We start from the raw sequence: 20,443 nt of genomic DNA on the forward strand, positions 1-20,443 counted from the left end.
TCTTCCTTCAGTCTGCTTGCTCTGCCCTGAGTTGTTCGATGGTACGCGGCTTGCCGACATTCGCCTTGAAGTCGCCCATCGATGGCACTGGTGTAAGTGTTTAATCGTTTTGGGCTCTTGACTTGAATAATCAGCCAGTCTTGCAACTGCCAATTCTTTTACTGCTGGATTTCGATGGTGCTGTGTTTGAGTTCTGCGCGCTGGTCCTATTCCCCACGTACCCCATTCCGCTGATGCCGATAAACACTCACCGCCTCATAAACCGCCTTGCGAAGCCGGTTAATGCCGCCAATGGGTTGGTGTTCCGGCAGGGCGTGCCAGGGGTTGTAGGAGATGTTGTCGCAGGCGAGGTTCTGCTCGCGGCTGTCGAAGTCCTGAGGCGGGATGGTGACGGTGGCGACGGTCTGGAAGGGGGCGTCGGATTCGCTCCATTCGACGCTGGTGTCTTCGATGGGCATGTACTTGCTCGGGTCCTGTTTCTGCACTTGCAGGGCGAAACAGGCGGGGACGCGGTCGACCGAGAGCTGCTGGTACATGGCGGTGCGCAGGAAGTTGGGCAGCTTCTCGTTGAGCTTGGGTAGCTGGTAGGCCGGGCAGCCTTCGGTCTGCGGGATGACGCGGAACTTGATGTTGTTGGCCTCGCCCAGCTTGTACGGGGCGATGCCGTTGTAGCCGGTTTCGAACGGGCTGTCCGGCGCGGGGGCGAGGGTCTGCAGGGCGATGACCAGGTGGCGGATTTCCCAGGTGCTGGGCTTCCAGCTGGGGAAGAAGGCGGCGACCTTCTGGCCGCTGGCTTGCGCTGCAAAGTTCTGCCGGTATTCGGCGACGTCGCGGACGAAGAACACCGGGTGGTTGAACATGACGAAGTCCTGCTCGGTGTCGTGGCCCTTGCCGGGCATCAGCTTGGCGCCGGGGACGTCGAGCAGTTTGATCGCCATGCCGCGGGCGTCGCGGGCGCTGTCGAACTGCGGGTAGGCGTTGCCGTTGGAGAAGCGGACCATGGCGTCCCACTTGTGGCCCGGTTCGGCGAACACGCCCTGGCGCAGGCCGGGGGCGATGTCGCTGGCAACGGTCACTTCCGCCTTCACGCAGCCGTGGGCCTTGGCGTGGGCATCACGCAGCACGCGGGTGTTGTCGCGGTGCTGTTCGACGATGCGCACGGCGTCTTGGATGATCACCTGGGTGAGCTGGGCTTCGCCCGGCGGGATTTCTTCCTGGGCGGAGACGGGGCCGGAGAATTTCCAGGCGTAGTAGAGGCTGCCGAGGCCCCAGCCGAGCAGGCCGATGGCGGCGACGGCGAGCAGCAGACGGCCGAGCCATTTGCCGAGGAAGAGCCAGATTCGGGTGAGCAGGGAGCGCATGGCACGGGTCCTTTGGTGTTTTCTTTCTGTGGAGGGGATTCCGTTCCCTGGCCCGTGGGGGCTTGCTGTGGGGCGTTTCCCTCTCCCTAGCCCTCTCCCTGAAGGGAGAGGGGATGGGGTCGGTGATTCGGTGGTGCTCGGGAGCTTTACCTGTAGGAGCGAGCTTGCTCGCGAACCCGCCCAGCTCAGGCGTCAACGGAAAATCCGTTCGCGAGCAAGCTCGCTCCTACGAAAAGCGAAGATCTGTTCAGCGCTGGCCGGTCATTCGCACTTCGGCCCGGGCGTCCACGGCGGGGTGGGGACGTTCGGGTCGAGCTGGTTTTCGTACTCGGCGTTGCCCAGCACCTTCAGGTATTCCACCAGCGCCCAGCGCTCTTCCGGCGACAGGGCGCGGCCGATGACGCCGTCCTTGCGGCAGCCGTCGCGGAATTCGTGGCCGCGGTTGCTGTTGCCGGTGACGCTGGTCTTGTAGAGGAAGCCGCCGGGGAAGCGCTCGGTGCGGTAGCCGGCGAACTTGGGGTCGTACTCGAAGCTGCCGACCCAGAACTGCGCGTCGCGCTCGGCTACCGGGGAGAGTATCTGGAACAGGTTGGGCACCGAGCCGTTGTGCAGGAAGGGCGGGGTGGCCCAGATGCCGTCCAGCGGGCGGGCCTTGTAGGCGCGCAGCTCCTGTACGCCGATGGGCAGGCCGTAGCCGTTCATTTGCTGCTGCTGCGCTTCGCTGATGTGCGCGTCGCGGTAGGCGCGCTGCTCGACGAAGGCGGTGACGTAGGCCAGGCCCTTGGCGGCGGAGATCTTCGAGAGGTCCAGCGGCACGTCGTTCCTGGGGTAGAGGTGGACGTTCATGGCCGTGAGTTCTTCGACCTTGAGCTTGAGCGGGCGCACGTCAAAGGTGTGGTCGGCGATGTTGTCGGCGGTGGTCGGGTCGGTACCGATCTCGCTGGTGGGCACCATCTTCATGCGCCATTCGGGCACGCGGGCCGGGGCGATGTAGTCCGCCGCGCCGGGCTCCTTCACATGCGGGCCGTGACAGTAGACGCAGTTGGCCTGGAACAGGGCGCGGCCCAGGGAGGCTTTCTTCAGGTCGATGTCGCCGAACACCGCTTTCGGCCAGGCCGGCGGTTTCAGTTGCTTGAGGGTTTCTTCAAGGGTGTAGAGGTCGCGCAGGCGCACGCTGGAGGCGTAGCGCTCATCGCCCATCACCGGTTTGCCGTCGCTCTCGAACAGGCGCAGGGTGGCGCCGACGCCGAGGGCTTCGCCGATGTTGCGCGCCATGGGCTGCATGGCCGAGCCGTTCCACTGCACCCAGTCGAACTTCCAGATGTCCCACACCTGCGGATAGTTCACCGGGGCGTTGGCGACGCGGTAGTTGGAGGCGTCGATGCCGTCGCCGAACACGCTGTTGGCGATACGGCCGAAGGCGTCGGCGCGGCCGGGGCCTTCCAGGGTCGGGTAGAGGCCGCGGTGGGTGTCGTTCCAGGCGGTGGAGAGCAGGGTGCCGAGGACGTTGCGCACGTCGCGCTTGAGCGCGGCCTTGCCCTTGGGATAGCGGTCGCCCAGCACGCCCTTGGCGAAGCGGTCGAACTTCCACGGCACGTAGTAGGTGGACGCCAGGCTGGCGCCCAGCGCCTGGCCGAACGCGCCGCCGCGCAGGGTAGGCACGGTCGAGGCAATGGAGTGCATGGCCGCGCCGCCGTCGATGCGCACGGCGGTGCCTTTGTAGCGCAACTCTCCGGTGTGGCAGGCGGAGCAGGTGATGTCGAGGTACCAGGCGCCGGTCTCGCCGTCCTGGTGGCGGGCGAAGCCGACCGGCAGGTTGCCAGGATTCCTGGCGCTGGCGGCCAGGGTGTCGTCGGCGTCGCGGCCGATCTGCTCGGGCTCGATGAGGAAGCCGAAGCGCGCGAGGTTTTCCGGGCTGGCGAACTTGTCCTTGTTGAAGGGCTGCTCGAGGTGGGTGAACCAGTCGTAGCGCAGGCCTTTCACCTGGGTGCCCTGGGGCGTGTAGTAGTAGGTTTCGCGGTCCGCCGGGCTCCACTGGTCGAGATGGACCATCTTCTCCGGCCTGGAATATTCGGGGAGATTGGGATGCGCGGTGTACCAGGCGATGACGCCGCCGACGAGCAAGAGGAGCAGCAGGACTGCAAGTAGGACGCGTCCGAGAATGCGCATCGAAACTTCCTTGTTATATGTGCGAAAAAGAATCGGACGTTTATGCCAAGTACGCAGCGGCTTGGCAAGGTGATGCCGTACGGAATTCAGGGTTTTTATGGCGGGCTACGGCGCTTGGCAGGAAATCCCGGATTTCCGGGTTAACGGAAAATGGGCGCGGCGGCAGCATGGGTATCGCTTCGCTCCACCCATCCTACGGAAACCTCGGGGATCGCAGTGACGCGCCTTTGTAGGGGGGCGTGGAGCGAAGCGATACCCATCGTCTTTCAGGCAATCACCCGGGGCGCAGTTCCAGCAGCAGGCTCAGGCAGATCGCCGCGCCGGTCAGCAGGCCGACGACGCTGGCGACGATCAGTGGCCAGCGCAGGTGGGGGCTGTCGTCTTCGTCATCGGGGAGGCGCGCGTGGATGGTGGGCCAGAGTTCGTCCGGTGGCGGCAGTTCCGGCCAGGGTTCGTCGCTGGGCGGTGGGGAAGGGTGGCCGGCGAGTTGGCAGAGCAGGGTTACCATCCAGTCCAGCGCAGCGATGCGCGTCGGGTGGTAACGGTCGCCATCGGTCCAGACGTGGAGGAAGGTGTCGACCAGCAGGGCGTCGGCGGCTGTCTGGTCGGTCTTCAGCTTCAGCGCCAGTGGGTAGAGGCGCGGGGCGGTGCAGCGGTACAGCGTGGCGAAGGCGCGCGCGTCCCCATCGCCGGCTTCGGCGAGCAGGTAGCTGAGGAAGTTCGCTTCGTCCGGGTCGATGGTCGCCTCCGGCGGTGTCGCGGCGAGCGGCGTGGCTGGAGGTTAAGGATAGATGCGGCTTTTCTGCAGGGGCGAGCTTGCTCCTGCAAATCCGTAGGGCGAATCACCCGGAACAGGTGATCCGCCGGCTCCTGAGCGGCGGATAACGCCGTCGCGTTATGCGCCCTACGGATTTGCGGAAATGCCGTCAGGCCACTTCCTCGAACGGCAGGCCGACATAGTTCTCGGCGATGGTCGTGCGGCCGGCCTCGGAGCCGACGAAGTAGTCCAGCTCGGTCTCCAGCATGCGCCGGGTGAAGGCGTCGCTGTCGGGAAACCGGTGCAGCATCGAGGTCATCCACCAGGAGAAGCGTTCGGCCTTCCAGATGCGACGCAGAGCGATGGGCGAATACTGCTCCAGCAGGTCGGTGCGGCCTTCGCCGTAGACCTTCACGAGGATGCGGTGCAGCGCGTCGACGTCGCTGGCGGCGAGGTTCAGGCCCTTGGCGCCGGTGGGCGGGACGATGTGGCCCGCGTCACCAACGAGGAACAGCCGGCCGTATTGCAGTGGCTCGACGACGAAGCTGCGCAGCGGGGCGATGCTCTTTTCCAGCGATAGCCCGGTGACCAGCTGGCGTGCGGCGTCCTCGGGGATGCGGCGCTTGAGCTCCTCCCAGAAGCGCTCGTCGGACCAGTCCTCCACTTTCTCTTCCAGCCCCACCTGCAGGTAGTAGCGGCTGCGGGTAGCGCTGCGCTGGCTGCACAGGCTGAAGCCGCGTTCGCTGCTGGCGTAGATGAGTTCGTGGTTGACCGGCGGGGTATCGCTGAGCAGGCCAAGCCAGCCAAACGGATAGACACGCTCGAAGACCTTCAGGCGCTCGGCGGGAATGCTGCGCCGGGCCACGCCGTGGAAGCCGTCGCAGCCGGCGATGTAGTCGCAGTCCAGGCGCACGCGTTCGCCTTGGTGGGTGAAAGTGACGTAGGGCTTTTCGCGGGTGACGTCGTGCAGCTCCACGTCGGCCGCTTCGTACACGCTCATCGCGCCGCTGGCCGCGCGGGCCTGCATCAGGTCGCGGGTGACTTCGGTCTGGCCGTAGACCATCACCTGCTTGCCGCCGGTAAGGGCCTTGAGGTCGATGCGCTCGCGGCGGCCGTTGAGGACCAGTTCGAAGCCGTCATGCAGCAGGCCTTCGGCGTCCATCCGCGCGCCGGCGCCGGCTTCGCGCAACAGGTCGGCGGTGCCCTGTTCAAGGACGCCAGCGCGGATGCGGCCGAGGACATAGTCGGGTGTCTGGCGTTCGAGGATCACGGTGTCGATGCCAGCCTTGTGCAGCAGCTGGCCAAGCAGAAGGCCAGCAGGGCCGGCGCCGATGATGGCGACTTGAGTCTTCATGGGGTGGCTCCTTGGAGAGCGCTGTTGTTTTTGTCTCCTGCATTTTTTGTGGATGAGCAGGGCCTTTGAAGGTAATTTCCAACAGTCTTCTTGGACTTTTCATGGATGTGGGCGGTGATCGAACAACAAGCTGACACGCCGGTCCCGGTGTTCCGCCTGTATGGCGAAACGGCGGCATGGCCGACGCCGGACCTGATCCACTGCGAGTCCATCGCCTCGCGCAGCCGCCTGCATGACTGGGAGATCCGCCCGCATCGGCATGGCGATCTGGTGCAGCTCCTCTATGTGCAGTCCGGAGCGGCGGAGCTGGAAGTAGAGGGGCGGGTGACGCCGGTCCGCGAGGCTTCGCTGCAGGTCACGCCGGCGCTGGCGGTGCATGGCTTCCGCTTTGCCGAGGATGTGCAGGGCTGGGTGCTGAGCATGGGCCTGCCGCTGGCCGAGCAACTCGGCGGACTGCTGCAGAGCCCGGTACTGGAGCAGCCGGCGTGCTTCACCGTGGGCGCGGGCAAGCGCCAGTTGGATGCGCTGTTCGAGTCCATCGCGCGCGAGTACGCCCAGCAGGCGCCGGGACGGGACCTGATGCTGCACTCGCTGCTCAATATGCTGCTGGTCTGGCTCAACCGCCGGGCGCTCGAGTTGTCCCGTGAGCAAGCCAGCCAGTTGGACCGCGGCGTCGAGCATGTGCATGCGTTCTCCCGTCTGCTGGAGCAGGATTTCCGCGAACACCGGCCCATCGAGCATTACGCGGCGGCGCTGGGCATCAGCGCCGCGCACCTCAATGCACTGTGCCGGCGCCTGGCCGGGCAGTCGGCGTTGCAGATGATCCACCAGCGCCTGTTGCTGGAGGCCAAGCGCAACCTGGTGTACACAGCCATGACCATCCAGCAGGTGTCGGACAGCCTGGGCTTCTCCGAACCGGCCTACTTTTCCCGATTCTTCAAGCGCTACGCCGGGGTTTCGCCCCGCGCGTTCCGCGAGCCGCGCTGAGCTGCCATGAATATCGATTCGCGTATCAAGTTCCGTCACCTGGTGTGTTTCCTCGAAGTGGCGCGGCAGGGCAGCCTGGCCCGCGCGGCGGACGCCCTGGCGGTGAGCCAGCCGGCCATCTCGAAGACGCTCCGGGAGCTGGAGGACCTGCTGGAAGCCAGCCTGTTCGAGCGCGGCAAGAGCGGCTCCAGCCTGACCGAGGCGGGGGTAGCCTTCCTACGCTACGCCGGCCCCTGCGTGCAGGCGCTGCGTGACGGGGTGAACAGCCTGCGTGGCGGCGAGTACGCCTCCAGTACGGTGCGCTTGGGCGTACTTTCCACCGTGGAAAGCCTGCTGATGCCGGAGACGGTGCGGCGCCTGCACGAGCGCCACCCGGCGCTGGTGGTCAGTGTGGTCACCGGGCCAAGTGCGCATCTGCTCTCGCAACTGCGGGTGGGCGAGCTGGACCTGGTGGTCGGCCGCATGACCGAAAGCCCGCAGATCCAGGGCCTGGCCTTCGAGCACCTGTACAGCGAGTCCATGACCCTGGTGGCGCGCGCCGGTCATCCGCTGGTGGGGCGTCCGCTGCCACCCTCGGCGCTGGACGACTGGCCGCTGGTGCTGCCGCTGGCCGGTACCACCATCCGCAAGTCCGCTGACAGCCTGCTGGTGCAGAGCGGCCTCGGCCAGCCGCGCCAGAGGCTGGAGACCCTGTCCACGGTGCTCAGCCGTCGTTATGTCTTGACCAGCGAGGCGCTGTGGATCGCCCCGCTGGATTCGGTGCGCCTGGACCTGCGCTCCGGCGAGATGGTCGAATTGCCGCTGGATGTACAGGAACCGGGCGGTTCAGTGGGGGTGTGCAGCAATTCGACGCTGCCGCTTTCCCTGGGCGCGCACTGGTGCCTGGAGGTGCTGCGGGAAGTCGGCGAAGCGTATCGAGAGGGAACTTATCCATAACCATTTGGTTATGGTTGTCGGGCATCTTTTCAATTTTCGGCGTGGGATGGGCGGGCGACACTCCGTCGCACTGCCTGATGCAACAGGCTCCGATAAATCCAACAAGAGGAGACCGACATGTCCGACGCGGAGAACAGCCGCTTCGTCATTCGTGACCGAAACTGGCACCCCAAAGCCCTCACGCCCGATTACAAGACCTCCATCGCCCGTTCGCCGCGCCAGGCACTGGTGAGCATTCCGCAATCGGTTTCCGAAACCAGCGGCCCGGACTTCTCCCACCTGAAGCTGGGCGAGCATGACAACGACCTGCTGCTCAACTTCAACAACGGTGGCTTGCCGATCGGCGAGCGCATCCTGATTTCCGGCCGGGTCATGGACCAGTACGGCAAGCCCGTGCCGCACACCCTGGTGGAGATGTGGCAGGCCAACGCCGGCGGCCGTTACCGCCACAAGAACGACCGCTACCTCGCGCCGCTGGACCCGAACTTCGGCGGTGTCGGCCGCGCGCTGACCGACAGCGAAGGGCGCTACATCTTCCGCACCATCAAGCCCGGTCCCTACCCGTGGGGCAACGGTCCGAACGACTGGCGCCCGGCGCACGTGCACTTCTCCATCAGCGGCCCGTCGATCTCCACCCGGCTGATAACCCAGCTGTACTTCGAGGGTGACCCGCTGATCCCGATGTGCCCGATCGTCAAGTCCATCGCCAATCCGGACGCGGTGCAAACCCTGATCGCCAAGCTGGACATGAGCAACGCCAATCCCATGGACTGCCTGGCCTACCGCTTCGACATCGTGCTGCGCGGCCAGCGCAAGACCCATTTCGAGAACAAGTGAGGAGGACCGACCATGCCCATTGAACTGCTGCCGGAAACCCCTTCGCAGACTGCCGGCCCCTACGTGCACATCGGCCTTGCGCTGGCGGCCGCCGGCAACCCGACCCGGGACCAGGAAATCTGGAGCGAAATGGCCAAGCCCGGCGCGCCCGGTGAACACATTTTGCTGATTGGCCACGTCTACGACGGCAACGGCCACCTGATCCGCGACTCGTTCCTGGAGCTGTGGCAGGCAAATCACGAAGGCGTGTATGACGCTGCCTACGATCTGGAAAAGCCCTTCAACGGTTTCGGGCGGACAGCCACCACCTTCGACGCCGGTGAGTGGCAGGTGCGGACCATCAAGCCCGGAGTGGTAAAGAACGCCGCCGGCGTGCCCATGGCGCCGCACATCAACGTCTCGCTGTTTGCCCGTGGCATCAACATTCATCTGCAGACCCGCCTGTACTTCGAAGACGAGGCGCAGGCGAACGCGGTGGACCCGGTGCTCAACCGCATCGAGCAGCCCGAACGTCGGCAAACCCTTATTGCAAAGCGTTGCGAGGTGGACGGGAGGCTCGCTTATCGGTTTGATATCCGCGTCCAGGGAAATGCGGAAACGGTGTTCTTTGACTTCTGACACACGACTACAGGAAACATCCGCCGAACCGGTCGCCGACCGTGTCCGGCGGCACTTCGCGGCCGCGCTCGATGAGCGCGGCTATCGGGCGGACGATGCACAGGTCACAGCGGTGGGCCACCTCGCCACCTGGCTCGACGACTTCCTCGCCGGGCGCCACGGCTTCCTGCGCAAGCCGGTGGCGGGCGTCTACCTGTGGGGCGGGGTAGGGCGCGGCAAGAGCTTCGTCATGGACCAGTTCTTCGCCGCCGCGCCGACCCAGGCCAAGCGCCGCGTGCACTTCCATGCCTTCCTGCAGGAATTGCAGTCGCGCATGCTGGTCATCACCGGGCAGTCCGACCCGCTGGTGCGCGTGGCCCGCGCCATCGCCGAAGAAACCAGGCTGCTGTGCTTCGACGAATTCCATGTGCACGACATCGGCGACGCCATGCTCCTGGGGCGGATGCTGAGGGTGCTGGTGGACGAAGGCGTAGGCCTGGTCTGTACGTCCAACTACGAGCCGGAAAATCTCTGTCCGAACCCGCTGTACCGCGAGCGCTTCCGCCCGGCCATCGAGCTGATCGAGAAACGCTTCGACGTGATCTCGGTGGATGCCGGGCAGGACTACCGCGAGCACAGCACATCGCTGGAAGAGTGGGGCAGCTTCCTCTGGCCCGCTCGCGTCGATGACCGCGAACTGATCGGCTCGCGGCTGGGGCTGGCGGCGGACGCGAAGTTCGACGAGGTGCTGAGCGTCAATCACCACCCGCTGAAGGTGCACGCCCACGACGATCATTGTGCGTGGATGGATTTCAGCGAGATGTTCGAACGCCCGCGCTCGGCCAGTGACTATCTGTGGCTGATCGAGCATTACCCGCGCATGGCGGTGAGCGGCCTCGGCCCGCTGGCGGACTATCCGCCGGATGTGAGCATGCGTTTCCTCAACTTCATCGACATCGCCTATGACCGCCAGCTCAAGCTGCAGCTGTTCGCCACGGTGTCGCTGGAGGACCTGGCGGCGGGTGGCGCGGCGCTGGACTTCTCGCGCACGCTGAGCCGGTTGCGGCAGTTGAAGCTGGTGCCGTTGTAGATGCGGAGCCTGTTGGTAGATTGGCGCGAGGGCGGACCGATCGCGGACGAGGTCCGCTCCTACGCCGGGTCAGGCATCAACGCACTTTTGTAGTGCCGTAGGGCGCATAACCTGGAACAGGTTATCCGCCAGTCGTTACGCGGCGGATAACGCTGGCGCGTTATGCGCCCTACGCCAGTGGTATCGGGTGTCGATAAGCTCCGTTCGATAATCGGTCATTCGTGTTGCGATAATCGCCCGTGCGTGTCGATAATCGCCCGGCATTCGCCTGCCAGGACAACAACAATGACCGATGCCCCCCGTGCCAGCCTGCCACCCCTCGCGCCGCCAATCATCGCTTCGCCCGCCAAGCGCATCGAGGCGTTCACCGGTGACCCGAACTTCATGACCTCGCTGGCCCGCGGCCTGGCGGTGATCCATGCGTTCCAGGAGCGCAAGCGTCACCTGACCATTGCGCAGATCAGCCACCGTACCGAGATCCCCCGCGCCGCCGTGCGCCGTTGCCTGCATACGCTGATGAAGCTCGGCTATGTCACTTCCGATGGCCGCACTTATTCGCTGCTGCCCAAGGTGCTGACCCTCGGCCACGCCTATCTGTCCTCGACACCGCTGGCGGTCACTGCCCAGCCGATCCTCGACCGCCTCAGCGAGCAGTTGCACGAGGCCTGCTCCATGGCCACGCTGGAAGGCGACGAGATTCTCTACATCGCCCGTTCGGCCACGCCGCAGCGCCTGATCTCGGTGGACCTGAGCGTCGGCAGCCGCCTACCGGCCTACTGCACCTCCATGGGCCGCATCCTGCTCGCGGGGCTGAACGACGACGCGCTCGAGGACTACCTGGCCCACGCTGACCTGCAGGTGAAGACCAGCCGCACCGTGCATACCCCGGAAATGCTTCGCGCAAGCATCGCCGAGATTCGCCAGCAGGGCTGGGTGATCATCGACCAGGAACTGGAGGTTGGCCTGCGTTCCATCGCCGTGCCGCTGAAGGATTCCGCCGGCCAGGTACTGGCTGCGCTGAACGTCGGCACCCATGCTGGCCGCGTGTCGCGCCAGGAGCTGGAAACGCGCTTTCTGCCGGTGCTGCTCGAAGCCAGCCGCGAGCTGGGTACGCGGCTGTTCCATTGAGCTTCGCTCAGCGCTGTTCCAGATAGGCTGGCGGTACGGCGTCCGCCAGCCACACGCCATTGGCCGAGCGATAGAAGCGGTGGCCGTCGCGCCACATCTGGCCGCTGCGCACCACGAGAAGGGTCGGCTTGCCGCGACGCGAGCCAACACGATTGGCTGTCTCGCGGTCGGCGCTCAAGTGGACGTGCTGGCGGCTCATCGGTTTCAGGCCGTCACGGATGATCGCCGCCAGTGAGGCGGGAATCGTGCCGTGGTAGAGCACTTCCGGCGGCTCGCAAGGTTCCAGTTGCAGGTCGACGTCGACCGAATGGCCCTGGTTGGCACGGATGCGCAGGCCGTCATCACTGAAAGCGAAGCGCTGCTTGTCGTTGGTGACCACGACCTCTTCGAGCATTCCGCGGTCAAAGCGATGCCCCTTGTCGGCTGATTTGCGCAGGAGCTCCTCGACTGTCACCCAGCCATTGGCATCCAGTGTCAGGCCCGCTGTTTCCGGGCTGTGGCGCAGGATCAGCGCCAACCATTTGCTGATCGATTTCCGTTCGTTGTCGTTCATTTCTTCCTCTGAATCTGCAGGTTGCGCGCGCATTCTAACCAGTGACGGGCAGGCTGCCGTAATCCCGTTCGCTAACCGCCCACAGGCGCGATTATCGAATTGAACGGCTGAGCGTCTCTTCGTACTGTGGCTCGACCCGTCCAGCCGGACGGGCAATAACAACAATGAGCGTCAGCCATGGCCCCTGTATGCCTGTCCCACCCGCCGGTGCGTGCGACCATCGGCTCGCGCCTCATTCCTGTCCAGCTTGCGGGAGCGCAGGGCGATGCAGCCGGCCTTTCCGCGACGACGCCTTCGCAGGAAGTTTTCGCATGACCAGTTCCGCATACGTGCCCGCTGCCGGCACCCTCGACGTTCAGTCCTTCATCAACGCCCAGCCGCTGTCGCTGTACCAGTACCGCATCGTGCTGCTGTGCTTCCTCATCGTTTTCCTCGACGGCCTGGATACCGCTGCCATGGGCTTCATCGCCCCGGCTCTGACCCAGGACTGGGGCATCGACCGCGCCAGCCTCGGCCCGGTGATGAGCGCCGCGCTGATCGGCATGGTGTTCGGCGCCCTGGGTTCCGGCCCGCTGGCGGACCGTTTCGGGCGCAAGGGCGTGCTGGTGGTGGCGGTGTTCCTCTTCGGCCTGTTCAGCCTGCTCTCGGCCTACAGCAGCAACCTCGAACAACTGATGGCGCTGCGCCTGTTGACCGGCATCGGCCTGGGCGCGGCGATGCCCAACGCCACCACGCTACTCTCGGAATACACCCCCGAGCGCCTCAAGTCGCTGCTGGTGACCAGCATGTTCTGCGGCTTCAACCTGGGCATGGCCTCGGGCGGCTTCGTCTCCGCCAAGCTGATTCCGGCCTACGGCTGGCACAGTCTGCTGTTGCTCGGCGGCGTGCTGCCGCTGATGCTGGCGGTGGTGCTGCTGGTCTGGCTGCCGGAGTCGGCGCGTTTCCTGGTGGTGCGCAATCGTGGCGCGGACAAGGTCAAGCGCGTGCTGGCGCCCATTGCGCCGGCCGAGGTGGTCGCCGCGCGGGACTTCAGCGTGCCAGAGCAGAAGACGGTGCAGAGCCGCAACGTGTTCAAGGTGATCTTCGCCGGCACCTACAGCGCGGGAACGCTGCTGCTGTGGCTGACCTACTTCATGGGCCTGGTGATCGTCTACCTGCTCACCAGCTGGCTGCCGACCCTGATGCGCGACGCCGGTGCGAGCATGGAGCAGGCGGCCTTCATCGGCGCGCTGTTCCAGCTTGGCGGGGTGCTCAGTTCGGTGGCGGTGGGGTGGGCGATGGACCGCTTCAATCCGCACAAGGTCATTGGCATCTTCTACTGCCTGGCGGGGGTATTCGCCTACTGCGTCGGCCAGAGCCTGGGCACCGTGACGCTGCTGGCGACGCTGGTGCTGGCCGCCGGCATGTGCGTGAACGGCGCGCAGTCGGCCATGCCGTCGCTGGCGGCGCGCTTCTATCCGACCCAGGGCCGCGCCACCGGGGTGTCCTGGATGCTCGGCATCGGCCGTTTCGGCGCCATCCTCGGCGCCTGGATCGGTGCGACCCTGCTGGGCCTGGGCTGGAATTTCGAGCAGGTGCTGACGGCGCTGATGGTGCCCGCCGCCATCGCCACTGCCGCGGTGGTGATCAAGGGGCTGGTGAGCCACGCGGACGCCACCTGACACGCGCTCCGGACGGGGGCCGCGATGCAGGGTCGCGGCTGTCCCGCCAGCGGGCGTTTCTGGCGCTATGCAGCGCGACGCACCGTCAGTTGTTCTGGCGTCAATGGGATGAACGGTCGCTGAGTGGGAATGAGCGGTCGAAAATTCCTATCGTTTCGCTGAAGTTGATTCAACTCTGAGAAGAAATTGCTGTCGGACCAATAGCCAATCTTTGTCCTGGCACCCCAAAAGGGGGGCTCCACACGGGGCCCGGCCACCTGACCATCGTTGGAAAAGTCCATGTTTCTTCGTGCAGTTGGATGCTCATGTTCCCGCCCGAACCTGCGGCGCGGCCCCGGACGCCAGGAAGGCTTTTCCCTGGTGGAGTTGATGGTGGTTGTTGCGCTGCTGGCGATCTTCGCCGGTGTGGCCTTGCCCGGCTTTCGCTACCTGATCGAATCCAGCCGGGTGCAAAGTGCCGCCTCGACGCTTTTCCGCCTGCTGCAGGCCTCCCGCGCCGATGCGGTGAACAGCCGCCAGACCCTGACGCTCTGCCCCAGCAGCGGCAACCTGCAGTGGGTGGTGGTGCGCGCCAGCACCTGTGGTTCGCTCACCAGCACATCGGTGAGCCAGCGCCTGGACCTGCCGGGCAGCCTCAGCGTGAGCAGCAGTGCCAACGCCCTGTCGTTCAAACCCGATGGCACCGCCGCGGCGGTCGACCTGGGCATTTCCAGCAGCGGCACGAGCAAGGCGTTCAACATCAAGGTGGCCGCTTCGGGCTACATCAGCCTGCAGGGAGCGACTGGGCAATGAGCCGGCGCACGGCGGGCTTCAGCCTGATCGAGGTGCTGGTGGCCCTGCTGGTCACCTGCGTCGGGGTGCTTGGCATGCTGGCGATGCAGACACGCACCATCGGCTACGCACAGGACTCCCTGCTCAGAAGCAACGCCGCGGAACTGGCGGACGAGCTGATGGAAATGATGCGCGCGGATATCTACTCGACCCAGGACGGCAGTGCGGCGCAGGTCGTGCCGCCGGCCAGTTGGGGCTACTACAAGGCCGCCGGCGCGTCCTTTCCTGCGGCTCCGGGCAGTTGCGCGTCACTGTCGACCTTGACGGCCAGCCAGCGCCTGGCGTGCTGGGCACAGCGGGTGAACCAGGCGCTGCCCGGCGCCGCGGACCTGGCCAGCGAGTTCCATGTCTGCCGCACCAACGGCAGCAGTGCGGGCAGCGGCAGCGGATCGGCCATTGAAATCCAGCTGGCCTGGCGGGTAAAGGCGGGCGAGTGCCTGGATGCCAGCGCCACCGGCGACGACACCATCTGCCGCTACGTGCTGCGGGAGGCCCCCTAGATGCGTGGCCCGAGCGCAGGTGGGCAGCGCGGTGTGACGCTCATCGAGCTGATGATCGCCATGGCGCTGAGCCTGTTCCTGATCCTGGGCGTGACCCAGATGTTCCTCGACGGCCAGAACCGCTCGCGCTATTTCGATGGCCAGGCGCAGAACCAGGACAATGCACGCTATGCCCGGCAGATGCTCGACGAGCGCCTGTCGAAAGCCGGCTACCGGCGCCTGCCGTCCTCGCGGATGACCGCCGCGTTTCCCGCGCAGACCAGCAACGGCTGCGTCTTCGCAGCTGGCCAGGCGCTGGTGCGGGTCGATGCGAGCACGATCTGCCTGCGCTACCAGCCCCGCGACACCAGCGACGTCGACTGCACGGGCGCTTCGCTGGGCTCCAAGGCCGGGGTGAACAAGCCCTACAGCACCTACAGCCCGAACAACAACGTGGTCGAGAAGCTCACCCTGAGCAACGGCCAGCTGACCTGCAACGGCGCCACGCTGGTGGATAGCGTGGTGGCGGTGCGCTTCGACTTCGGGGTGGACAGCAGCAGCGACGAGTTCAATCGCCAGGTTGCGCAGTACGTCGCCACGCCCGCCAGCGGCCAGACCGTGCGCAGCCTGCGCTACGCCCTGCTGCTGGCCAGCAGCGGCTCGGTCAGCGGTGGCCTGGCCGCCACCACCTGCCAGCGTTGGCAGGACCTGTACGGCAGCCAGGTGTGCACCGATGGCGATGGCCCCGTGCGGCGCATCGTCAGCGGCACCCGCATGTTGAGGAATCTGATGCCATGACCCGGGAGTCCTGCCGCCGACAGCGCGGCGCGGTGTTGTTCGTCGCGCTGGTGATGCTGTTGCTCATCACCCTGGCCGCCGTGGGCGGCATGCGTGGCATGCAGCTGGAGGGGCGCATGACCGGCAATCGCCTGGAACAGCAGCGGTTGATGAGCGCTGCCGAGTCCGCCCTGCGCGAGGGGGAAGGGCGCCTGCGCAAGAGCAACCGTGCGCTGGATAATTGCACGTCCGGCACTACGCCCTGTTTCACCGCCCAGGCGACCAACTACACCACGAATTTCAGCAGCTCCAACCTGTATTCCGGGATGGACGGCAATACCAGCCTGCTGCGCAGCGCGCGCTGGTACCTGCGCTACATCGCCAATAACTGCAAGGGCGGCGCCGGTGGCAGTGGCAACTCGTACCTGTCGAAGGGGCAGGTGGGCTGCACCTACTACTACGAGGTCAACTCGCAGGCCTACAAGGGTACCGCCAGCAGCAAAGCCTGCGGCGCCGATGCGCTGTGCCTGCGCTCGACCTTCGGGTTGGTGATCCCGTGAATCGTTCTGGCCGTACAAGGATGCCGACGCCATGGTTTGCTCCATGAGAATGCTGCGCGCGACGCTGCTCCTGCTGTTGTCCTGCCTGGCCGGTGCCCAGGCCTGGGGGGCTTCGCTTGCGCAGACGCCGTTGTTCGTCAGCAACATCGCGCCGCCGATGAACATGCTGGTGGTCGGCCGCGACCAGAAGCTGTATTTCCCGGCCTACAACGATGCCTCCGACATCGACGGCGACGGCCAGCTGGACACCTACTACAAGCCCGGCATCGACTACACAGGCTATTTCGACTCCTACAAGTGCTACATCTACGACACCTCCAGCGGCGCGTTCGTCCCCTCCAGCACCACGGCGAACAAGAAGTGCACCAGCGCCACGGGCCGCTGGAGCGGCGACTACCTCAACTACCTGACCATGTCGCGCCAGGACGTGCTGCGCAAGGTGCTCTACGGGGGCTACCGCTCCACCGACACGGCGCTCTCTACCGTGCTCGAGCGGGCCTTCATTCCCAACGATGCGCACAGCTGGGGCAAGGAGTACCTGAGCGTCGCCCGCGACGGCTACAGCCTGGCCGACTACACCCCGATCAGCGTGCCCACCAACGGCAAGTACGTGCTCTTCGCCAATACCTCCATCGGTAGCGGCACCCTGGGGGCCTACAACAGTTCGGCAACCCCCAGGTTGCGCATCATCACCAGCACCCAGCAGACGCAGGGCACCTACCGCATCTGGGGCTGGGTCTCGCGGGAATCGGCCCAGGGCACCAATACCCTCACCAGCACCACCAACAGCGATGCGAGCATCACCCCGGCCTACGACCTCAACGTGCGCGTGCGGGTCTGCGTGGCCGGCCTGCTGGAGAGCAACTGCACCCAGTACGGCAGCGCCTACAAACCCACCGGCGTGCTGCACGACTATGGCTCGGCGGACAAGATGTACTTCGGCCTCGTCACCGGCACCTACACCAACAACCTGCGCGGCGGCGTGGTGCGCAAGGCGGCGGCATCCTTCAGCAACGAGTACAGCAGTTCCACGGGCCGCTTCCTGACCGACTCCACCACCGGCACCGGCTGCTTCAACGGCCGTTGCTACGTGAACAACAGCGGCATAGTCGCCAACCTCGACCGCCTGGTGTTCTCCGCCGGCTGCACCGACTCCACCGGCTACAACCTCAACCCGCTGACCAACGGCAAGTGCGTCGACTGGGGCAATCCCCTGGGCGAGATGAGCTACGAGACCCTGCGCTACTACGCGGGCAAGACGCCCAACAGCGCTTATGCCGCCGGCACTGCCGATACCAACCTGGGCCTTTCCAGCCTCTCCTCCTGGACCAACCCCTACAGCACCTATCCCTCCTGCACCCGCCCGTTCATGACACTGATGAGCGACGTCAACCCGAGCTACGACTCCGACGTGCCCGGCAGCAGCCTGGGTACCGACAGCCGGCCCACCACCGACATCGGCTTCGATTTCGCCAGCATCGGCGCCACTCTCTGGAGCCGCGAGGTCGGCGGCAGCGCCTCGGTGAACGTCGGCCAATCCGGCAGCACCAATGACTCGGCGCCCACCGCCAAGTCCGCCAGCAGCTTCGCGACCATCCGCGGCCTGGCAGAGGAGCCGACCCGGCAGGGCAGTTATGCGGCTTCGGCGGTGTCCTACTTCGGCAGCCAGACTGCCCTCACCACAGCGGGTGCGAACAAGGTGCAGAGTTTCTCCATTGCCCTGTCCTCGACCCTGCCCAACATCCGCATCAAGACCAGCAAGGGCACCCTGCGCCTGGTGCCGTTCAGCATGAACGTCAGCCAGAACGTGGTCAGCCAGATCACCGGCTTCTACATCGACACCCTGACCCGCGACAGCGCCGGCAACCTGACGTCCATCACCTTCCGCGTGGTCTACGACGACTCCGCCCAGGGCCGCGACTACGACATGGACGCCATCGTGCGCTACACCGTGACGGCGAAAAGCGACGGCACCGTGGACGTGACCAGCCAGACCGAATACTCGGTGGCCGGCGACGAGTCGCACATGGGCTACACCATGGCCGGTACCACCAAGGATGGCGTCTACCTGGAAGTCACCGGGGGCGGCAGTGGCAGCAGCCGCTTCCGCCTCGACACGCCCGAGGGCCGGTCTCCTGGCGATTGCGCCTCGGTCAGCTGCGCGCTGTTGCCCGGTCTCAATGGCAGCAGCGGAGCGCTCAGCGGCAGCCGCCCGGCCTATCACCTGCGCAACTTCACGCCTTCGGCGACTACCGCCGTGACCACGCTCCAGGACCCGCTGTGGTACGCCGCCAAGTACGGCAAGACCGATCTCAACACCTGGGACCGCGACGGCGATGGCGTGCCGGACAATTACTTCCTGGTCAGCGACCCGAGCCAGCTCGCGGCCCAGCTGAAATCGGCGTTCGACGAAATCCTCCAGCTCAACAGTGCGGTCACCGCGGTGGCGGTCGACTCGCAATCGCTGGACAGCGGCCAGTACGTCTACGGCACCAGCTTCACCTCCAGTGACTGGACCGGCGATGTGATCAAGCGGCAGAAATCGCGCACTGGCAGCGGCGCTACCAGCAGCGTCGTCTGGCGCGCCTCGGCGCAACTGGGCGCGCCCAGCGCGCGCAACATCCTATTTGCCAAGGCCGGCGCGCTCACCCCGTTCAACTGGGCCAACCTGACCAGCACCCAGCAGGCTCAGCTCAACCGCAGCGTGGCCGGGGTGGTGGACAACCTCGGGCAGGCCCGCGTCGGCTTCCTGCGCGGAGAGAACAGCACCTTCCGCACCCGCGCCTCGCTCATCGGCGACATCATCAATTCCTCGCCAGCACTGGTCAGCGGCGGCGATTACCTCGCCTCGCGCGCCGATGCCCTGGAAGGCACCACCCAGTACGCCGCTTACGCCGCCGCCCAGGCCAGCAGGCCCGGTGCCGTCTATGTCGGCGCCAATGACGGCATGCTGCACGCGTTCAATGCCAGCACCGGCGCGGAGCTCTTCGCTTTCATCCCCAGCGCGGTGATTCCCGGTCTCAATGCGCTCACCGCCTCGGACTACGGACAGAACCAAGGCACCGAGCACCGCTACTTCGTCGACGGCAGCCCGGTGGTCGCCGATGTCTATTACGGGGCCGACTGGCACAAGGTCCTGCTCGGCAGCCTGGGTGCCGGCGGGCGCGAGGTCTTCGCCCTGGATGTCAGCAACCCGGCCTCGCCCAGGTTGCTGTGGGAGTTCACCAGCGACAACGACAGCAGCCTGGGCTACACCGCCGCACGCCCGACCATCGCTCGCCTGCACAACGGCAAGTGGGCGGCGCTTGTGCCCAATGGCTACGACACCGGCAGCAGCACCGCCTCGCTGCTGATCATCGACATCCAGACCGGCGCGCTGCTGAGGAAGATCACCGCTACGCCAAGCCTGACCGCCGCCGAAACCAGCGGCCTGGATGCCGTCGGCAACGGCCTGTCGCGGCTGTTCGTCGCCGACCTCAACAGCGATGGCATTGCCGACTACGCCTATGGCGGCGACCTGCTGGGCAACCTCTGGCGTTTCGACCTGATCGACACTGGCGCGGCCGACCCGCTCAACACCAGCGCTGCCGAATCGCGCTATGCCGTGTCCTTCGGCGGCAGCCCGCTGTACGTGGCGCGCAACGCCGACGGGGTGCGCCAGCCGATCACCGCCGCGCCGTCGCTGCTCGAGCACCCCAGCGGCATCGGCTACATCGTCAGCTTCGGCACCGGGCGCTACCTGGTCACGGCCGACAAGACCTCCACGGGCGTGCAGAGTCTCTACGGCATCTGGGATCGCAAGACCGCCGGCGAAGCCACCAGCGCCTCGCTGACCGGTTCGCGCACCCGCAGCAACCTGCAGGCGCAGACCCTCAGCCCCTCGACCGCGGGCGGGGTGACGACCTACAACCTGAGCACCAGCGCCGTGGCCTGGTACGACAACTCGGGCAACAGCGCCGACGCCAACGTCGCCAAGTGGGGCTGGTACTTCGACTTCACCCAGGGCGGCGAGCGCATGATCTACGACATGACGCTGTACGGCTCCAGCCTGATCTTCAGCACCATCACCCCGCAGACCGGCACCTGCACGGCGGGGCTGACCGGCGCAATCTACGCGGTCAACCCGGAAAGCGGCGGGCGTACCGACTTCAATGTCTTCGACCTCAATGGCGATGGCCGCTTCGACAGCCTCTCCGGCTTCATCACCGGTGGTGGCGACATCACCCTGTCCGGCGGCTACACCTGGGGCAACTCGGACACCCCCAACAACACACTGGACGGCATCAGCACCAATCTTGGCAGCGTGAGCGGCAGGCGCACCTGGCAGGTGCAGCCGGCCAACCCCAACTGACGCCAGGCGAAGGAG

The 20,443-nt window shown here is 65.8% G+C and carries 17 protein-coding genes; 12 read left to right on the forward strand and 5 right to left on the reverse strand.

What is annotated here, in order from left to right; all coding sequences use genetic code 11:
* Window positions 1-206: 206 nt before the first annotated feature.
* From MJ122_RS10510 to pobA, 4 genes are all read right to left on the reverse strand, one after another.
* Window positions 207-1,361: a catalase family protein gene (locus MJ122_RS10510; RefSeq protein ID WP_239744111.1), complete on the reverse strand. Its 1,155-nt coding sequence runs from the start codon at window positions 1,359-1,361 to the stop codon at window positions 207-209.
* A 261-nt stretch (window positions 1,362-1,622) separates the two neighbouring features.
* Window positions 1,623-3,530 (reverse strand): di-heme-cytochrome C peroxidase, encoded by a 1,908-nt coding sequence (locus tag MJ122_RS10515; RefSeq protein WP_239744112.1) that lies wholly within the window; start codon window positions 3,528-3,530, stop codon window positions 1,623-1,625.
* Between the two features lie 274 nt (window positions 3,531-3,804).
* Complete coding sequence (locus tag MJ122_RS10520) at window positions 3,805-4,038, reverse strand: hypothetical protein (RefSeq protein WP_239744113.1); 234 nt, start codon at window positions 4,036-4,038, stop codon at window positions 3,805-3,807.
* A gap of 418 nt (window positions 4,039-4,456) precedes the next feature.
* The gene (pobA, locus tag MJ122_RS10525) at window positions 4,457-5,641 is read right to left on the reverse strand and encodes a 4-hydroxybenzoate 3-monooxygenase (RefSeq protein ID WP_239744114.1); all 1,185 of its coding nucleotides are present in this window, start codon (window positions 5,639-5,641) and stop codon (window positions 4,457-4,459) included.
* A gap of 117 nt (window positions 5,642-5,758) precedes the next feature.
* Between pobA and MJ122_RS10530 the strand changes: the two genes are divergently transcribed.
* From MJ122_RS10530 to MJ122_RS10555, 6 genes are all read left to right on the forward strand, one after another.
* Entirely contained in the window at window positions 5,759-6,628 is an 870-nt protein-coding gene (locus tag MJ122_RS10530; protein WP_239744323.1) for a helix-turn-helix domain-containing protein, read from the forward strand.
* A gap of 6 nt (window positions 6,629-6,634) precedes the next feature.
* Window positions 6,635-7,564, forward strand: coding sequence for a pca operon transcription factor PcaQ (pcaQ, locus tag MJ122_RS10535; protein ID WP_088417404.1), 930 nt, complete (start codon window positions 6,635-6,637; stop codon window positions 7,562-7,564).
* 117 nt (window positions 7,565-7,681) lie between these two features.
* The gene (pcaH, locus tag MJ122_RS10540) at window positions 7,682-8,401 is read left to right on the forward strand and encodes a protocatechuate 3,4-dioxygenase subunit beta (RefSeq protein WP_088417403.1); all 720 of its coding nucleotides are present in this window, start codon (window positions 7,682-7,684) and stop codon (window positions 8,399-8,401) included.
* Between the two features lie 12 nt (window positions 8,402-8,413).
* Complete coding sequence (gene pcaG / locus MJ122_RS10545; protein ID WP_088417402.1) at window positions 8,414-9,019, forward strand: protocatechuate 3,4-dioxygenase subunit alpha; 606 nt, start codon at window positions 8,414-8,416, stop codon at window positions 9,017-9,019.
* Window positions 9,009-10,088: a cell division protein ZapE gene (gene zapE, locus MJ122_RS10550; RefSeq protein ID WP_239744115.1), complete on the forward strand. Its 1,080-nt coding sequence runs from the start codon at window positions 9,009-9,011 to the stop codon at window positions 10,086-10,088. The genes pcaG and zapE overlap by 11 nt, the downstream gene beginning before the upstream one ends.
* A gap of 285 nt (window positions 10,089-10,373) precedes the next feature.
* The gene (locus tag MJ122_RS10555) at window positions 10,374-11,216 is read left to right on the forward strand and encodes an IclR family transcriptional regulator (RefSeq protein WP_017519476.1); all 843 of its coding nucleotides are present in this window, start codon (window positions 10,374-10,376) and stop codon (window positions 11,214-11,216) included.
* 7 nt (window positions 11,217-11,223) lie between these two features.
* Here the strand turns inward: MJ122_RS10555 and MJ122_RS10560 are convergent, their stop codons facing one another.
* Window positions 11,224-11,769 (reverse strand): RNA 2'-phosphotransferase, encoded by a 546-nt coding sequence (locus MJ122_RS10560; protein ID WP_239744116.1) that lies wholly within the window; start codon window positions 11,767-11,769, stop codon window positions 11,224-11,226.
* 311 nt (window positions 11,770-12,080) lie between these two features.
* Between MJ122_RS10560 and MJ122_RS10565 the strand changes: the two genes are divergently transcribed.
* From MJ122_RS10565 to MJ122_RS10590, 6 genes are all read left to right on the forward strand, one after another.
* Window positions 12,081-13,430 carry an MFS transporter gene (locus MJ122_RS10565; protein WP_239744117.1) on the forward strand — a complete coding sequence of 450 codons (1,350 nt, stop codon included), beginning with the start codon at window positions 12,081-12,083 and terminating at the stop codon, window positions 13,428-13,430.
* Between the two features lie 279 nt (window positions 13,431-13,709).
* A complete protein-coding gene (locus MJ122_RS10570) occupies window positions 13,710-14,222 on the forward strand; it encodes a GspH/FimT family pseudopilin (RefSeq protein ID WP_239744118.1) in 513 nt (170 codons plus the stop codon).
* Window positions 14,219-14,761 (forward strand): type IV pilus modification protein PilV, encoded by a 543-nt coding sequence (gene pilV / locus MJ122_RS10575; RefSeq protein WP_239744119.1) that lies wholly within the window; start codon window positions 14,219-14,221, stop codon window positions 14,759-14,761. Before MJ122_RS10570 ends, pilV begins: the two co-directional genes overlap by 4 nt.
* A complete protein-coding gene (locus MJ122_RS10580) occupies window positions 14,762-15,538 on the forward strand; it encodes a prepilin-type N-terminal cleavage/methylation domain-containing protein (protein WP_088417396.1) in 777 nt (258 codons plus the stop codon). It abuts the gene before it with no gap.
* Window positions 15,535-16,077 (forward strand): PilX N-terminal domain-containing pilus assembly protein, encoded by a 543-nt coding sequence (locus MJ122_RS10585; protein WP_239744120.1) that lies wholly within the window; start codon window positions 15,535-15,537, stop codon window positions 16,075-16,077. Before MJ122_RS10580 ends, MJ122_RS10585 begins: the two co-directional genes overlap by 4 nt.
* A 43-nt stretch (window positions 16,078-16,120) precedes the next feature.
* Entirely contained in the window at window positions 16,121-20,428 is a 4,308-nt protein-coding gene (locus MJ122_RS10590; RefSeq protein WP_239744121.1) for a PilC/PilY family type IV pilus protein, read from the forward strand.
* Window positions 20,429-20,443 lie beyond the last annotated feature (15 nt).

It is taken from the genome of Pseudomonas sp. DP-17, from assembly GCF_022380625.1.
GTDB lineage: Bacteria > Pseudomonadota > Gammaproteobacteria > Pseudomonadales > Pseudomonadaceae > Pseudomonas > Pseudomonas nitroreducens_A.

Coding starts and splice junctions, on each gene's coding strand:
- MJ122_RS10570 (WP_239744118.1), top strand. CDS start 13,710: ATGTTTCTTCGTGCAGTTGGATGCTCATGTTCCCGCCCGAACCTGCGG.
- pcaQ (WP_088417404.1), top strand. CDS start 6,635: ATGAATATCGATTCGCGTATCAAGTTCCGTCACCTGGTGTGTTTCCTC.
- MJ122_RS10580 (WP_088417396.1), top strand. CDS start 14,762: ATGCGTGGCCCGAGCGCAGGTGGGCAGCGCGGTGTGACGCTCATCGAG.
- MJ122_RS10555 (WP_017519476.1), top strand. CDS start 10,374: ATGACCGATGCCCCCCGTGCCAGCCTGCCACCCCTCGCGCCGCCAATC.
- MJ122_RS10515 (WP_239744112.1), bottom strand. CDS start 3,530: ATGCGCATTCTCGGACGCGTCCTACTTGCAGTCCTGCTGCTCCTCTTG.
- pilV (WP_239744119.1), top strand. CDS start 14,219: ATGAGCCGGCGCACGGCGGGCTTCAGCCTGATCGAGGTGCTGGTGGCC.
- pobA (WP_239744114.1), bottom strand. CDS start 5,641: ATGAAGACTCAAGTCGCCATCATCGGCGCCGGCCCTGCTGGCCTTCTG.
- MJ122_RS10590 (WP_239744121.1), top strand. CDS start 16,121: ATGAGAATGCTGCGCGCGACGCTGCTCCTGCTGTTGTCCTGCCTGGCC.
- MJ122_RS10510 (WP_239744111.1), bottom strand. CDS start 1,361: ATGCGCTCCCTGCTCACCCGAATCTGGCTCTTCCTCGGCAAATGGCTC.
- MJ122_RS10585 (WP_239744120.1), top strand. CDS start 15,535: ATGACCCGGGAGTCCTGCCGCCGACAGCGCGGCGCGGTGTTGTTCGTC.
- pcaG (WP_088417402.1), top strand. CDS start 8,414: ATGCCCATTGAACTGCTGCCGGAAACCCCTTCGCAGACTGCCGGCCCC.
- MJ122_RS10565 (WP_239744117.1), top strand. CDS start 12,081: ATGACCAGTTCCGCATACGTGCCCGCTGCCGGCACCCTCGACGTTCAG.
- pcaH (WP_088417403.1), top strand. CDS start 7,682: ATGTCCGACGCGGAGAACAGCCGCTTCGTCATTCGTGACCGAAACTGG.
- MJ122_RS10560 (WP_239744116.1), bottom strand. CDS start 11,769: ATGAACGACAACGAACGGAAATCGATCAGCAAATGGTTGGCGCTGATC.
- MJ122_RS10520 (WP_239744113.1), bottom strand. CDS start 4,038: ATGGTAACCCTGCTCTGCCAACTCGCCGGCCACCCTTCCCCACCGCCC.